This window comes from Xanthobacter nonsaccharivorans, assembly GCF_043194755.2.
Taxonomy (GTDB): Bacteria; Pseudomonadota; Alphaproteobacteria; order Rhizobiales; family Xanthobacteraceae; genus Xanthobacter; species Xanthobacter autotrophicus_G.
In genome coordinates this window covers 4,032,724-4,047,367 of the sequence record NZ_CM195526.1, presented here as the reverse complement: position 1 = coordinate 4,047,367, position 14,644 = coordinate 4,032,724, and the positions used below count along the sequence as shown (strand labels likewise).

10 protein-coding genes are annotated in these 14,644 nt (G+C 68.7%); 7 read left to right on the top strand and 3 right to left on the bottom strand.

Going from position 1 to position 14,644, the window contains the following annotated elements:
- Positions 1–79 precede the first annotated feature (79 nt).
- Together V5F59_RS18485 and V5F59_RS18480 are read right to left on the bottom strand one after the other, a co-directional pair.
- Positions 80–244 carry a hypothetical protein gene (locus V5F59_RS18485; protein ID WP_393976639.1) on the bottom strand — a complete coding sequence of 55 codons (165 nt, stop codon included), beginning with the start codon at positions 242–244 and terminating at the stop codon, positions 80–82.
- A gap of 234 nt (positions 245–478) precedes the next feature.
- Positions 479–1,105: a TetR/AcrR family transcriptional regulator gene (locus V5F59_RS18480; RefSeq protein WP_393976638.1), complete on the bottom strand. Its 627-nt coding sequence runs from the start codon at positions 1,103–1,105 to the stop codon at positions 479–481.
- A gap of 331 nt (positions 1,106–1,436) precedes the next feature.
- On the opposite strand from V5F59_RS18480, the gene V5F59_RS18475 reads away from it, so the two are divergent.
- The 6 genes from V5F59_RS18475 to V5F59_RS18450 all read left to right on the top strand — a co-directional run bounded on the left by V5F59_RS18475 (position 1,437) and on the right by V5F59_RS18450 (position 10,570).
- Complete coding sequence (locus tag V5F59_RS18475) at positions 1,437–2,573, top strand: thiolase family protein (RefSeq protein ID WP_393976637.1); 1,137 nt, start codon at positions 1,437–1,439, stop codon at positions 2,571–2,573.
- Positions 2,573–4,870, top strand: a complete 2,298-nt coding sequence (locus V5F59_RS18470) for a 3-hydroxyacyl-CoA dehydrogenase/enoyl-CoA hydratase family protein (protein WP_393976636.1) — start codon at positions 2,573–2,575, stop codon at positions 4,868–4,870. Before V5F59_RS18475 ends, V5F59_RS18470 begins: the two co-directional genes overlap by 1 nt.
- Before the next feature lie 17 nt (positions 4,871–4,887).
- On the top strand, positions 4,888–6,645 hold the full coding sequence (locus V5F59_RS18465) for an acyl-CoA dehydrogenase (RefSeq protein ID WP_393976635.1): 1,758 nt from the start codon (positions 4,888–4,890) through the stop codon (positions 6,643–6,645).
- Positions 6,646–6,701: 56 nt separating this feature from the next.
- Complete coding sequence (locus V5F59_RS18460) at positions 6,702–8,366, top strand: long-chain-fatty-acid--CoA ligase (RefSeq protein WP_393976634.1); 1,665 nt, start codon at positions 6,702–6,704, stop codon at positions 8,364–8,366.
- A 257-nt stretch (positions 8,367–8,623) separates the two neighbouring features.
- Positions 8,624–9,211 (top strand): TetR/AcrR family transcriptional regulator, encoded by a 588-nt coding sequence (locus V5F59_RS18455; protein WP_393976633.1) that lies wholly within the window; start codon positions 8,624–8,626, stop codon positions 9,209–9,211.
- A gap of 42 nt (positions 9,212–9,253) precedes the next feature.
- On the top strand, positions 9,254–10,570 hold the full coding sequence (locus V5F59_RS18450) for a glycosyltransferase (RefSeq protein ID WP_393976632.1): 1,317 nt from the start codon (positions 9,254–9,256) through the stop codon (positions 10,568–10,570).
- Positions 10,571–10,756: 186 nt separating this feature from the next.
- On the opposite strand, the gene V5F59_RS18445 is transcribed toward V5F59_RS18450, so the two are convergent.
- Positions 10,757–11,068: a hypothetical protein gene (locus tag V5F59_RS18445; RefSeq protein WP_393976631.1), complete on the bottom strand. Its 312-nt coding sequence runs from the start codon at positions 11,066–11,068 to the stop codon at positions 10,757–10,759.
- A gap of 473 nt (positions 11,069–11,541) precedes the next feature.
- Here V5F59_RS18445 and V5F59_RS18440 point away from each other — a divergent pair, with 473 nt between their 5' ends.
- Positions 11,542–14,625: a beta strand repeat-containing protein gene (locus V5F59_RS18440; RefSeq protein WP_393976630.1), complete on the top strand. Its 3,084-nt coding sequence runs from the start codon at positions 11,542–11,544 to the stop codon at positions 14,623–14,625.
- The last annotated feature ends 19 nt before the right edge of the window (positions 14,626–14,644 follow it).

Below are 14,644 nucleotides of genomic sequence, written 5' to 3'. Positions count from 1 at the left end.
GACGGAGCAACCGCGCTTGCGCCCGAGCACGCCAAAGCGACAATGTCCGCGGCACCGTCGAGCAGGTCCGCAAGCGGTCTCACAAGCGATAGCGGTAACCGATCTCGATGCCTGTGAAGCTCGCCTTGCCGTTCGACCAGTCACGTTCGATCATCAGGGACACGGCGTTATGCGTATCGATGCTGTAATCGAAGCCGCTGGAGATCTCCGAGGTATTGTACCCCCTTCGGCTCACATGCGCCATGCCGGGGAGAGCGTGCAGCCGTCACCTTGCCGTCGAGGGTGTCTGCCATGCCGACAAGGCGCGGAGCCGCGTTCCGCGGCTTCGCCGCCTAAAAGAAGTCGGAGGCGATCGGTTCGTCCATCGTGGCCGCGGTCGTGCGGACCCTTGCCAGGGAACAGCCTTCGCGTGAAATAAGCGGCGTTCGGAAGGCGAGATTGTCGTCTCCGTGTTCCTCGCGCCACCGCTGTCTTCGCGTCACCGCCCGTGCTGGCGAAAAATGAAGACCATTTGCCGGGCGATATCCTCGGGCGTCAGGCGGCCCTCGCGGTACCACTGGCTCACATTGTTGAGCAGCGTGAGGAGAAGAAGCCGATAGATGCTGCGATCGACGCGGGGGTCCAGGGGCAGGTCGGCGACGAGGTCGACGAAGATCTTCTCGAAGGCGTCGCGGTTCGCGATGAGCTCCGCGCGCACCTCCGGCGGCACCGACTGCAGATCCCTCATCAATGGCATGGTGATGGACTGGGGATCGAGCTGGATGCCAAGCATGGTCACGCACGCGGCCTCGAGCCGCGCCCACGGGTCGTCCTGGACCTCAATCGCAGCACGGATGCGTGCTCCGGACACCTCCAGCGCCGTGTTGTGGATCTTGGCGAAGAGGGCTTCCTTCGATTTGATGTAGTGGTAGAGCGATCCGCCGAGCAGGCCGACCCGCTCGCCGATGTCGCGCACGGAGGTGCCGGCATAGCCGCGTTCGGCGAACAGGGCGGCCGCAGCTTCCAGCACCTCCCTGTGGCGCGGGCTGATCTCGCCCTTGAAGATCTCGCTGGCGACCTTGTTCCGCTGCGTCTCCTCGCCCCTTGCGGCGGCCTTGCGCGCCATCCGTGTCGTCCTGCTGTCCGATCTCTAGGGCCTGACGGCCGAGCCTGAGCGGAGAAAAGGCGACCGGCGGCGCCTTCTTTCCTCTTCTTCTCTTAGAGCGGCGATCCCTTCGAGGGAAGCGGAGCGCCTGTCCCTGTATGAGGGAGCCGCCGCCGGGTTGCAAATTGTATCGATCGTTTGATACATAAATCGCCGGGGAGGGCGACGGAAACTGGAGGGCGGCCTTCGACCCGCCGCCGGATGCCGCCGGACGGCCACCTCTCGTCGGATGAGCTTGTTTCGCGTCGCCGCCTCAGAACCCGTGCCGGCCCTGGCCGGTGAAGGAAGAAGCATGCCCGAAGCCTTTATCGTCGATTATGCGCGCAGCCCCTTCGCTCCGGCCTACAAGGGCGCCTTGTCCGGCACTCGCCCGGACGACCTCGCCGCCGGGGTCGTCGCCGCGCTGGTCGGCCGCTCCGGCCTTGATCCGGCCGCGCTGGAGGACGTGATCCTCGGCTGCGCCTTCGCCGAGGGCGAGCAGGGGCTGAACATCGCCCGCTGCGTCTCCGTCATCGCCGGCCTGCCGCTCGGCGTGGGCGGCTCCACGGTGAACCGCTGGTGCGGCTCCTCCATGCAGGCGGTGCAGATGGCGGCCGGCGCCATCGCCATGGGTGCCGGCGAGGCGTTCGTGGCCGGCGGCGTCGAGTGCATGACCCGCGTGCCCATGATGGGCTTCAACCCCATGCCCAACCCGCGCTGGGACGACGGCCGGCGCGCCGCCTTCCTCAACATGGGCCTCACCGCGGAGAACCTTGTCGCCCGCTACGGCATCAGTCGCGAGGCGCAGGACGCCTATGCCGCTGCCAGTCAGGACAAGGCCGCCGCCGCCCAGGCGGACGGGCGCCTCGCCGCCGAGATCGTCCCGGTGGAAACGCCGGCCGGCACGGTGGGGCAGGACGGCTGCGTGCGCGGCGGCACCAGCGTCGAGAAGCTCGGCGCGCTGAAGGCGGTGTTCCGGGCAGGGGGCTCGGTGACAGCCGGCAACTCCTCCCCCCTCACCGACGGCGCCTCCGCCACCCTCGTGGTCTCCGAGGATTTCGTTCGCCGCCACGACCTGACCCCACTGGCGCGGGTGGCCGGCTATGCAGTGTCCGGCTGCGCGCCGGAGATCATGGGCATCGGCCCGGTGGAGGCCACCCGCAAGGCGCTGAAGCGCGCCGGCATCACCAGCGCCGACCTCGACGTCATCGAGATGAACGAGGCGTTCGCGGTGCAGGTGCTGGCCTGCTGCGCCGACCTCGATATCGATCCCGCCCGCCTCAATCGTGACGGTGGCGCCATCGCGCTGGGCCATCCCCTGGGCGCCACGGGGGCCCGCCTCGTGGGCAAGGCGGCGCAACTGTTGAGGCGCGACGGCGGGCGCTACGGCCTCGCCACCCAGTGCATCGGCGGCGGTCAGGGCATCGCCCTCGTGGTGGAGGCCGCGTGATGGCCCATTTCCGCAAGGCCGGCGTCATCGGCGCCGGGGTCATGGGCTCCGGCATCGCCGCCCATCTCGCCAATGCCGGCCTGGAGGTGGTGCTCCTCGACGTGGAGGCGGCCACCGCCACCGCCGCCGTGGCGCGCCAGCTGAAGGCCGGCGGCTTCATGGATCCCGCCTTCGCCGGGCGCATCGCCACCGGCTCGGTCGATGACGAGATGCCGCTGCTGGCCGACGCGGACTGGATCATCGAGGCGGTGGCCGAGCGCCTCGACATCAAGCAGGGGCTTTACGCGCGCATTGAATCCGTGCGCAAGCCGGGCTCCATCGTCAGCTCCAACACCTCCACCATTCCCCTCGCCGATCTGGTGACCGGGCTGCCGGAGGCGTTCGCTGCGGACTTCCTCGTCACCCACTTCTTCAATCCGCCCCGCACCATGCCGCTGCTGGAGCTGGTGGCCGGCCCGGCGACGCGGCCGCAGGCGCTGGCGGCGATCCGCGATTTCGGCGACCGGCAGCTGGGCAAGAGCGTGGTGGTGTGCCGCGACACGCCCGGCTTCATCGCCAACCGCATCGGTAACTACTGGATGGCCGCCGCGGTGAACGAGGCCATCGCCCTCGGCCTCGACGTGGAAGTGGCGGATGCCGCCATCTCCAAGCCCTTCGGCATTCCCAGGACCGGTATCTTCGGCCTGATGGACCTCGTGGGCATCGACCTGATGGCCATGGTGCTGCGCTCCATGCACGACGCCCTGCCGGCCAGCGATGCGATGCAGGACTATCCCGTGGAGCCGCCGCTCCTTGCCCGCATGGTCGGCGAGAAGCGGCTCGGGCGCAAAAGCGGGGCGGGCTTCGTGAAGCTCTCTGCCGACCGCAGGAGCCGCGCGGTAACCGATCTTATCACCGGCGAATACCGGCCGCAGAAGCAGGTTTCCAGCGACAGCCTCGACGACGCCAAGGGCGACGCCCGCGCGCTGATGGAGCATGCGGGCGCCGCCGGGTGCTATGCCGCTGCGGTGATGGAGAAGTCCCTCGCTTATGCCGCCCGCGTCGCACCGGAAATCGCCGACGGACCGGATGCGGTGGATGCCGCCATGCGCGGCGGTTATGGCTGGGCCAAAGGGCCGTTCGAGTTGATCGACCAGCTGGGCGCCGGCTGGCTCGCCGGCCGGCTGGAGCAGCGCGGCCTGCCGGTGCCGGACTATCTGGCGCAGGCGGCGGAGGCCGGCGGCTTCTACAGCGTCGCGGACGGCGCACGCCTGTGCCTGCTGCCGGATGGCACACGCCGCAAGGTGGCGCAGCCGGAAGGCATCATCACCCTCGCCGCGGTGCGTCTCGCCTCCAAGCCCGTGGAGGATTGGGGCGCTGCCACCCTCTGGGATCTGGGCGACGGCATCGCCTGCTTCGAGATCCGCAGCAAGATGAACACCTTCGGCACCCCGGTGCTGGATGCGCTGGAGGCGGCGCTCGCCCGGGTGGCGCAGGACTTCAAAGGCCTCGTCATCGGCTCCGACGCGTTGCTGTTCAGCGCCGGCGCGGACATCCGGGTGTTCCTCGAAACCGTGGAGAAGGAAGGTCCCGCAGGTTTCGGCGCCAACATCGACCGCGGCCATCGGTTGTTCAGGGCGGTGAAATATGCCCCCTTCCCGGTGGTGGGCGCGGCGAACGGCCTCGCTTACGGCGGCGGCTGCGAAATTTTGTTGCACTGCGCCGCCATCCAGGCCCACGCGGAGCTGTCCATCGGCCTCGTGGAGACGCGCATCGGCGTGGTGCCCGGGTGGGGCGGCTGCAAGGAGATGCTGCTGCGGTTCGCCGAAGGCCATGCGGGGGCGAAGGGGCCGGTCGCGCCGGCGCTCGCCGCGTTCGGCCTCATCGCTCCGGCGAAGGTCTCCGCCAGCGCGTTCGATGCGCGGCGGCTCGGCTATCTGCGTCCCACCGACGGCATCACCATGAACCGCGACCGCCTGCTGGCCGACGCCAAGGCGAAGGCGCTCGCTCTCGCGGAGGGCTACGCGCCGCCCGCCCCGCCGGCCGTGACCCTCTCCGGCCCCTCCGGCGCGTCGGCGCTGCGCAACGTGCTGGACACCGAGACGCTCGCCGGCCGCATCTCCCCCCATGACCGGGTGGTCGGCGAGGCCCTCGTCACTGTGCTCACGGGCGGCCCCGATGCCGATCCCGCCCGCCCCGTCACCGAGGACGACGTGACGGCGGTGGAGCGGGCCGCCTTCATTGCCCTGCTGGGCGAGCCGGCTACGCTGGAGCGCATCCGCCACATGCTCGCCACGGGCAAGCCCCTGCGAAACTAATTGTCGAGGAAACACCCATGGCCACCTATGCGGCTCCCGTTGACGACATTGCCTTCCTGCTCAAGCGGGTGTTCGACTTCGACGCCATCATGGCCGGCCTGCCGGGCTTCGAGGACGTGAACGCCGAGCTCGCCGTGAGCGTGCTCGAGGAAGCCGGCAAGTTCGCCTCCGGCGTGCTGGAGCCCCTCAACCGCCCCGGCGACGAGGCGGGGTGCACCCTGGAGAACGGCGTCGTCACCACGCCCAAGGGCGTGGCCGAGGCCTACCGCGCGTTCGCTGACGCCGGCTGGTGCTCCCTTTCCGGTGATCCGGAGCATGGCGGCCAGGGCCTGCCGCGGGCGTTGCAGATCCTGCTGGACGAGATGCTGTCCTCGGCGAACCTCTCCTTCGGCCTGTTCCCCGGCCTCACCCGCGGCGCGGTGGAGGCCATCGGCAACCATGCCTCGGCCGAGCTGAAGGCCGCCTATCTGCCGAAGATGATCTCCGGCGAATGGACCGGCGCCATGGCCCTCACCGAGGCCTCCGCCGGCACCGACCTCGGCCTGCTCTCCACCCGCGCCGTGCCGAACGGCGACGGGAGCTATGCCATCACCGGCACCAAGATCTTCATTTCCTCCGGCGACCAGGATTTCGGCGGCAACATCATCCATCTCGTGCTCGCCCGCCTGCCGGATGCGCCGAAGGGCGTGAAGGGCATCAGCCTGTTCCTGTCGCCGAAGGTCCTGGTGAACGCGGACGGCAGCCTCGGCGCGCGCAACGGCATGAGCGTCGGCGCGCTGGAGCACAAGATGGGCATCCATGCCCAGCCCACCTGCGTGATGAACTATGATGGCGCCACCGGCTGGCTGGTGGGCGAGCCGGGCCGGGGGCTCAACGCCATGTTCACCATGATGAACGCGGAACGCCTGTTCGTCGGCATCCAGGGCCTCGGCATCGCCGAGGCGGCCAACCAGAAGGCCGTCGCCTACGCCAAGGAGCGCCTCCAGGGCCACGGCGCGGACGGCACGCCCGGCCCTGTCGCCATCATCCACCATCCGGACGTGCGCAAGATGCTGCTCACGGGACGCGCCTTCGCCGAGGCGGCGCGGGCGCTCGCGGTGTGGACGGCGCTCCAGATGGACATCGCCGACCGGCATCCGGACGAGGCGGTCCGCAAGGAGGCGGACCTGCTGGTGGCGCTCCTGACCCCGGTGGTGAAGGCCGCCTTCACCGATTTCGGCTTCGAGACGGCGGTGGCCTCCCAGCAGGTGCTGGGCGGGCACGGCTACATTCGCGAATGGGGCATGGAGCAGTATGTGCGCGACGCGCGCATCGCCCAGATCTACGAGGGCACCAACGGCGTGCAGGCCATGGACCTCGTGGGCCGCAAGCTTGCCCTGGACGGCGGGCGCCTGCCCGCGCGCTTCTTCGCCCTCATCCAGGCGGATCTCGACGCCGCCTTGCCCGTGGCCGGCGCGGCGCTGGTGACGCCTGTGGCCGAGGCGCTCGCGCGCCTCGAAGGGGCGACGGTGCGCCTCACCGCCCAGGGCGGGGCCGTCGAGGCCGGCGCCGCCGCCACCGACTACCTGCGCCTGTTCGCCCTCGTCGCCTTCGGCTGGATGTGGGCGCGCATGGCGGCGGCCGTGCCGGCGGCGGAGGCGACGCCGGTGGAGCGGCGCAAGGGCGCCCTTGCTGCGTTCTTCGTCCAGCGCATGCTGCCGCAGACGCTGGGCCTCGACGCCGCCCTCGCCTCCAGCGCGCCCGCGCTCATGGCGCTCGACGCCGAAGCCTTCTGAAGTTCTGTCCGACTGGAAATTTGCGCCCAACACAAAAGCAAAGACGGAGGAAAGCGATGCTCGGCACGATGATGGATGTCCCGCTGCTGTTGTCCTCGATCCTGAGGCATGCCGCCGCCTACCACGGCGACGGGGAGGTGGTGTCGGCCACGGTGGAAGGCGGCCTTCACCGCTACACCTATGCCGACATGTCGCAGCGCAGCCAGAAGCTCGCCAACGCGCTCGCCCGCCTCGGCCTCAAGGCCGGCGACCGGGTCGGCACGCTGGCGTGGAACGGCTACCGGCACATGGAGCTGTACTACGGGGTCTCGGGCTCGGGCCTCGTGTGCCACACCATCAACCCGCGTCTGTTCCGCGAGCAGATCGCCTACATCGTCGCGCATGCCGGCGACAGCGCGCTGTTCTTCGACCTCACCTTCCTGCCCATCGTGGAGGAACTGGCGGACCAGCTGAAGGGGCTGAAGGCGGTGGTGGCCATGACGGACGCGGCGCACATGCCCAAGTCCGACATCCTCGCCGAGAAGCTGCCCGGCCTCCTGTGCTATGAGACGCTGATCGCCGGCGAGCCGGACAGCTTCGACTGGCCGACCTTCGACGAGAACACCGCCTCGGGCCTGTGCTATACCTCCGGCACTACGGGCGATCCCAAGGGCGTGCTCTACTCGCACCGCTCCTGCGTGCTCCATGCGCTGGCCATCGCCATGCCCGACGCGCTGGGGCTGTCCTCCAACGACGTGATCTGCCCCATTGTGCCCATGTTCCATGTGAACGCCTGGGGCCTGCCGTTCGCCGCCCCCATGGTGGGGGCCAAGCTGGTGCTGCCCGGCGCCAATCTCGACGGCGCGAGCCTGCATGCCCTGTTCGAGGGCGAGGGCGTCTCCTTCACGGCCGGCGTGCCCACCGTGTGGCTGGGCCTGCTCGACTGGATGGACGGCCACGCGCGCGAGTTCAGCCGCCTGAAGCGGGTGGTCATCGGCGGTTCGGCCGTGCCTCCCGTCATGGTCAGCCGGTTCCACCACAAGGGGGTGGAGGTGCGCCAGGCCTGGGGCATGACGGAGACGAGCCCGGTGGGCCTCTCCGCGGCCCTCAAGCCCAAGCACCGCGCGCTCGATCCCGAGGCCCGCCTCGCGCTCGAATGCAAGCAGGGCCGGCCCCTGTTCGGCATGGAGTTCCGCATCGCCGGCGCCGAGGGCCGCGAGATGCCGCACGACGGCAGGAGCTTCGGCTCCATGCTGGTGCGCGGGCCGTGGGTGGCGAGCGGCTATTTCAACACCCCCACCGGTCCCGCCCATGCGGACAACCCCGGCTGGTTCGACACCGGCGACGTGGTGACCATGGACGCCGAGGGCTTCATCCAGATCGTGGATCGCACCAAGGACGTGGTGAAGTCCGGCGGCGAGTGGATCTCCTCCATCGAGCTGGAGAACATCGCGCAGGCCCACCCGGCCATCAAGGAGGCAGCCATCGTCGCCCGTCCGGACCAGCGCTGGGGCGAGCGCCCGGTGCTGGTGGTGGTGCTGAAGCCGGGCGCCAGCTTCTCCCGCGCCGACATGCGCGGCCACTATGAGGGCAAGACCTCCAAATGGTGCGTTCCCGATGATGTCATCGTCGTCCAGGAACTGCCCCACACTGCCACTGGCAAGCTTTCCAAGAAGGCGATCCGCGAGATCATCCTGAAGGAGATCGGCAGCCACGCGCCGGACCCCGGCATCGGCTCCTGAGCTTCGCGCCCCTGCCGCGCCCGCCGGAACCCGTAACGAGGTGGCGCCGAACGCCACCCGCTCGACTTCGCCTGTCCGCGAGGGAGGAGCTTTGATGGCAATCCGGTATCCTGCCCCGCGCCGGCTCACACCGGCCGCCGCCATTTCGCATGCTCCGGGCGATGGGCTCTCCACCTCGGCAGGGCCCGTCGCAGGCCGAGGCCGTTGACACGCTCCAATTTAGAGTTACTATCTGTAACGTCAAATTGGAGGTGACTATGGCGGCGAGGCCGTATCGACAGGTGGCGCGCGAAAGTGCAGTGCGCGACACCGAGCAGCAGATCGTCGATGCGCTCGTCACGCTGATGGAGACGCGGTGGTTCGACGAGGTGACCCTCGACGAGATCGCCGCCGCGGCCGGCACCACGCGGCAGACGGTCATCCGCCGGTTCGGCAACAAGGCCGGGGTGCTGAGCGCCATGGCGGCGCGACAGGACAGCGCCATCCGCGCCCAGCGCTGGCAAGGCCGGCCCGCCGACGTTTCCGGGATCATCGCCGTCCTAATGGCCGATTATGAGCGCAGCGGCGACCTGGTGGTGCGCACCTTGAACCAGGAGGACCGCATCCCCGAGTTCGGCGCGGTCCTGGAGCAGGGCCGGCGCGGCCACCGGGAATGGATCGAGGACATGTTCCGCCCCTGGCTGGAGCGGCGCGCGGGCGCGCGGCGGGATGATCTCCTCGCCGAGCTCCTGGCGACGACGGACGTCTGGGTCTGGCACCTGATGCGTCGCCGGCAGGGCCACACGGCCGAGCGTACCGCGCGCCTGATGACCGAGATCGTGGAGCGGCTGCTCCGCGAGGATTGAAGGGCGCCGGCGCCCGAACACCGGCACATGAGGAGAATGGTGATGGAACCGAAACCGGCTCACGCGGGCCGGCTGCGCATCGTCGTGGCCGGATGGGAGGGCGGCGGCAACGTGCCGCCGACGATTTCCGCTGTCGCGGCGCTCTGCGCGCGCGGCCACGAGGTGACGGTGGTCGCGGACGATTCCGTCGCCCGCGATGCCCGCGCCGTCGGGGCGCGCTTCGTGGGATGGAAGCGCGCGCCGAACCGTCCCGACCGCTCGGCGGCGAGCTGCTTCGTCCGCGATGCGGAGTTGGCCGATCCCTTCACCGCCTTCGCGGCCTGGTGCGAGCGCATCTTCGTCGGCCCGTCCGAGGCCTATGCGCGCGATCTCATCGACGTGATGACGGTTGAGCCCACCGATGTCCTGGTGGCGAGCGACCTGCTGTTCGGCAGCGTGCTGGCAGGAGAGGTGGCGGGGCTTCCGACCGCGATTCTCGCGACCAACGTCTCCATCTGTCCGCTGCCGGGGCATCCGCCGTTCGGCCCGGGCTTCCTGCCGGCCGTGAGCGCGGCGGACCACGAGCGCGACCGCTCGACGGCGGCCTGGGCGGAGGAGATGTGGAACGGCTTCCTGCCGAACCTCAATGCCGCCCGGCAGGCGCTGGGACGAAAGCCGCTCGCGCGCGTGCTCGACCAGCTGCATGCGGGGGATCTTCACCTCCTGGCGACGAGCCGCGTCTTCGACTATCCCACCGCCGGCCTCCCCGAGGGCGTGCGCTATGTGGGCCCCCTGCTCGGCGAGCCGAGTTGGATCGACGCAGGCGGGGCGCGCCCCGGCAGCCCGGACCGCCCTCTCGTGCTGGTGTCGTTCAGCACCACGGACCAGGGGCAGAGCGCCGTGCTGCGCGGCGTCGTCGAGGCGCTCGGCCGACTGCCCGTCGAGGCCGTGGTGACGCTCGGCAACGTGCTGGACGGCTTCGACGTCCCGGTCCCGGCCAATGTGCGGATCGTGGATTCGGCGTCGCACGAGGCGATCCTGCCCCATGCCGCCCTGGCCATCACCCACGGCGGCCACGGCACGACCTTGCGCGCGCTCTGGCACGGGGTGCCACTCCTGATCCTGCCCATGGGGCGTGACCAGAACGAGAATGCCGCGCGGGTGGCCTATCACGGCGCCGGCCTCCGGCTTGATCTGGCAAGCGAAGAAGCAGCCCTCGCCGCTGCCATCGCCCGCCTGATCCACGAGCCGGACTTCACGATCAACGCCCGTCGAATGGCCGAGGCCCTGCGGGCCGAGCCCCCGGCAGGCGAGCGTTTCGTTGCGGAGATCGAGCAGCTCCACGCGCGGCACCGGGCGCATCCGACCTGCGCCGCCTGAGGCGCCACCTTCCTCCGCTTCACATATCCTGTCGCAGGCAGGTGGCGCCCGCCATGCAAAAGGCGGTCGTCGCCCGCCGACTCTTGCGCTGTCGCGCGAAAGCGCGGCCGCTCTCCGGACCTCATTCGCGAACATTGACGGTCTACATTCATCTGGATGTACCCGGGCGGATGGCCCGCCAGCAGATCAGCGGAGTGGTTGCAACACTTCCTCACCGCATTGACCCTGCGCGGCATCACGGTGGCGGACGGCCCGCTTTCGCTGCGGTGACAGACGCGCATCCATGCGAACGCTGGGGCCGGTGGCGCGACACTCCTCGTGCATGACGTGTCGTGCGGAGTCGCGAATGTCGCGCGCGCGTTTCACCCGCCCGGCCAGCCGCAGGATCTTCAGCCAGAGGCCGTAGCCCTGGTCTCCGAGACGGACCAGGAAGCCGCTGTTCGGTGGCGTGTCGAACGCATCGAAGATCGCCAAAGCCTTTTCAACCGCGCGGATCATGACGTTCTCTGGGCCCGAGACCTAGGCCCTAGAGAACGGGCTCAGGGAGCTTTCGGGCCTGCGCCATGCGCGGCTGCTTCACACCATGGCCCATCCGGACGAATGGTGCATGTGGACCGATGCGGCGGTGCGTTTCGGCGCAAAGCCCGCGAGTTCGATCCTTGCCTGCCACGCCGCGCTTACCGGCTGGACGGCTGAGTGTGACTTTTTTGTCTCTTTTGCCCATTTTTGATTGAACCGTGACGCCGGCGGTAGAGCGTTGCTGCATCATGTTATATCCAAATGGATATAGCTTTTATGTTGCTTACCTAAGGATTGCTCCGATGACCATTGCCGGCACCGCCCCCGGGAGGCGGAGGCGTTCTGTTGCTTGCATTTCCAGCACATCGTCGCAGAAGGCCGGAGTACCCGGGCAGGGGCGCGGGACCCTTGCTGGCCTTGGGGCGGTCCTCGCCACCTCTACCGCCCTCGCGATGCTGCTCCACCTGCATCCAGCCCTTGCCGCGCCCAAGGGCGGCTCGGTGGTCTCCGGCTCGGCCTCCATCTCCACATCAGGCACCGTCACGAATATTGATCAGTCCAGCAACAAGGCCATCATCAACTGGACGAGCTTCTCGGTCAGCTCCAACGAGACCGTGAACTTCAACCAGCCATCGAGCTCCTCGGTGACGCTGAACCGCGTCATCGGGAACGAGAGCTCGATCATCGCCGGCGCCATCAACGCCAACGGGCAGGTGTTCATCGTCAATTCCGCGGGCATTCTCTTCACCGGCACCTCGCAGGTGAATGTCGGCGGCCTCGTTGCCTCCACGCTCGACATCTCCAACGCGGACTTTCTCGCCGGGAACTACGTCTTCTCCGGCTCCTCCACCGCTTCGGTGGTGAACAAGGGGGCGCTCACGGCGGCAAGCGGGGGCTATGTCTCGCTGATGGGCAAGACCGTGTCCAACCAGGGCGTCATCACCGCGACCCTGGGCACCGTCTCGCTCAATGCCGGCTCCAGGATGACGCTCAACTTCGAGGGCAATTCCCTCGTGGACGTGAGCATCGACGAGGGCGTGCTGAACGCCCTGGTGGAGAACAGGCAGCTCATCAAGGCCGACGGCGGCAAGGTGATCATGACCGCCAAGGCGGCGGACAGCGTGCTGTCGGCCCAGGTGAACAATTCCGGCATCATCCAGGCCCGCACCCTGGCCTCGCTCACCGGCGGCGGCGCGACCACCTACAAGAAGGGCTCCATCACGCTGAAGGCCACGGGGGGAACCACCAGGGTCTCCGGCACGCTGGACGCCTCGGCCCCCAATGGCGGCGACGGCGGCACCATCGAAACTTCCGGCAACACGGTGAAGATCGACGACAGGGCCACCATCACCACCCTTGCCAGCGCCGGCAGCACCGGCACGTGGCTGATCGATCCCGATGGCTTCACCATTGGCAAATACGGCTTCTCGCTGGGAGCGCTGGGCACATGGTCCGGCTTCAACGGCGGCGACATCAGCGCAAAGAAACTGAGCACGCTGCTCAACACCACCAACGTGGTCATCGAATCCACCAACGGCAGCGGCACCGACGGCGACATCAACGTCAATGCCGCAGTCAGCTGGTCGGCAAATACGTCGCTGACGCTGACTGCCACCAACGACATCAACATCAATTCATCCATCAATGCCACCGGGACCAGTGCCGGGCTGGTGCTGAACTATGGTGGCGACTATTACATCGCCTCCGGCAGCGCTGTGACATTGAGCGGCGCCAGCGCCACCCTCGCCATGAACGGGCAGGCCTATACGCTGATCCACACCATGGCGCAGCTGGCGGCCCTCGACGATGCCACCGGCACCGCATCGGGCTATTACGCCATCGCCAACGACATCGATGCCAGCGCCACCGCCTACGACAGCGCGGTGGTGGCCAAGCTCGGCGGAACCCTGGCGGGGCTTGGCCATACCGTCAGCGGGCTGAGCATCTCGTCCAGTGGCAGCAATGTGGGCCTGATCGGCTCCATCGCCAGCGGCGGCACCGTTCGCGACATCGGGCTGCTCGACGTGAACATCACGGGCCACTCCACCGTCGGCTCCCTCGCGGGCGAGAATAACGGCGTGGTCAGCAACAGCTACGCGACCGGCACGGTCAGGAGCCTGTCCAGCAGCTGGGCGGGCACCGGCGGCCTGGTCGGGGAAAATTATGGAAGGATCTCCGGGTCCCACGCCGACGTGACGGTTACGAGCTCCGGCAATTACGTCGGCGGGTTGGTCGGCTACAGCTATGGCGTCATCACCGCTTCCCATGCCACAGGAGATGTATCGGGCTACACGGCCGTCGGCGGGCTGGTCGGCGGCGGTGGCGGCACCGTGAGCGACGCTTACGCCACCGGCGACGTGAGCGGGAACAATTATGTCGGCGGGCTGGCCGGCCTCGCCGGAGGCACCTACACCAACGTCTATGCGACTGGAGATGTGACCGGCGTCGAGACCGTGGGCGGCCTCATCGGCTACAGCAACGGCGTCACCTTGAGCACCGCCCATGCCAGCGGCAACGTGACCGGTAGTGGCGACAGCGTCGGCGGGCTGGTCGGCATGTCCCAGTACGGAACGCTCACCAACGTTTCGGCATCCGGGACCGTGACGAACAGCGGCAGCTACACCGGCGGCCTGGTCGGAAAGACCGATGGCACCAAGATTGCCGATGCCTCCTTCTCGGGCACCGTGAACGGGACCTGGATCACCGGCGGACTGGTGGGCTGGAATGGCGGCACCATCACCGATTCCGAGGTGACCGGCAGCGTGAACGGCACCGCCGCCGTGGGCGGCATCGCGGGCTTCAACCTGGGCGGCACGATCAGCAATGTGAAGGTCAGCGGCACTGTCACGGGGGTCACCGCGGTGGGCGGCGTGGTGGGCGCCAACACCGGCAGCATCTCCAATGCCACGTCGACAGGATCGACCTCGGGAACCAGCAACGTCGGCGGCATCGTCGGCAACAACCTGGGTGGGGTCAGCAATTCCACTGCTACCGGCTCGGTATCCGGAACCACCAATGTGGGCGGGCTGGCAGGCGCCAACATCGGGTCGGGCCAGGTCTCGTCGAGCACCTGGAACACCACGTCCACGGGTCAGTCGGGCAGCGTCGGCAACGGCGCAGGGGTGGGCTCGTCGGTGACGGGCATTTCGACACCGAGCACACCCGCATATGCCACCGACGCCGTGCAGTCTGCTGTAGGGGCGGCCACCTTCGCCGCGACCACGGGCACCCAGCAGACGGCGGACAATCCGCCGAGCGCGGTGCAGGCGACGGCGGGAAGCGCGGCCACGGCCGCCTTGTCCGGCCCGTCGGTGGCGTCCCAGATCGACACCAGCGCGGCGCCGGCGCCGACCACTTCCTGGCGTCAGATTCAGGAGCAGGAGGACCGGCGCAGGAAGCGCGCGGCCCAGCAGCAGGCGCGGCCGGCGCCGGCGGGCGGCTACGGCGGTGCCATCCGTTCCATCGACGTGGACGGCCAGCACTTCGACCTGGAGAAGGACGCTCCGCCCGCGCAACCGGCCGCCCCGGCCCGGTAGGGGCGCACGCGTCGGGCCG

Bases quoted from the DNA above. Each gene is read 5' to 3' on its own strand.
- V5F59_RS18465 (WP_393976635.1), top strand. From the start codon at position 4,888: ATGGCCACCTATGCGGCTCCCGTTGACGACATTGCCTTCCTGCTCAAG.
- V5F59_RS18475 (WP_393976637.1), top strand. From the start codon at position 1,437: ATGCCCGAAGCCTTTATCGTCGATTATGCGCGCAGCCCCTTCGCTCCG.
- V5F59_RS18455 (WP_393976633.1), top strand. From the start codon at position 8,624: ATGGCGGCGAGGCCGTATCGACAGGTGGCGCGCGAAAGTGCAGTGCGC.
- V5F59_RS18470 (WP_393976636.1), top strand. From the start codon at position 2,573: ATGGCCCATTTCCGCAAGGCCGGCGTCATCGGCGCCGGGGTCATGGGC.
- V5F59_RS18445 (WP_393976631.1), bottom strand. From the start codon at position 11,068: ATGATCCGCGCGGTTGAAAAGGCTTTGGCGATCTTCGATGCGTTCGAC.
- V5F59_RS18450 (WP_393976632.1), top strand. From the start codon at position 9,254: ATGGAACCGAAACCGGCTCACGCGGGCCGGCTGCGCATCGTCGTGGCC.
- V5F59_RS18460 (WP_393976634.1), top strand. From the start codon at position 6,702: ATGCTCGGCACGATGATGGATGTCCCGCTGCTGTTGTCCTCGATCCTG.
- V5F59_RS18440 (WP_393976630.1), top strand. From the start codon at position 11,542: ATGCTGCTCCACCTGCATCCAGCCCTTGCCGCGCCCAAGGGCGGCTCG.
- V5F59_RS18480 (WP_393976638.1), bottom strand. From the start codon at position 1,105: ATGGCGCGCAAGGCCGCCGCAAGGGGCGAGGAGACGCAGCGGAACAAG.
- V5F59_RS18485 (WP_393976639.1), bottom strand. From the start codon at position 244: ATGGCGCATGTGAGCCGAAGGGGGTACAATACCTCGGAGATCTCCAGC.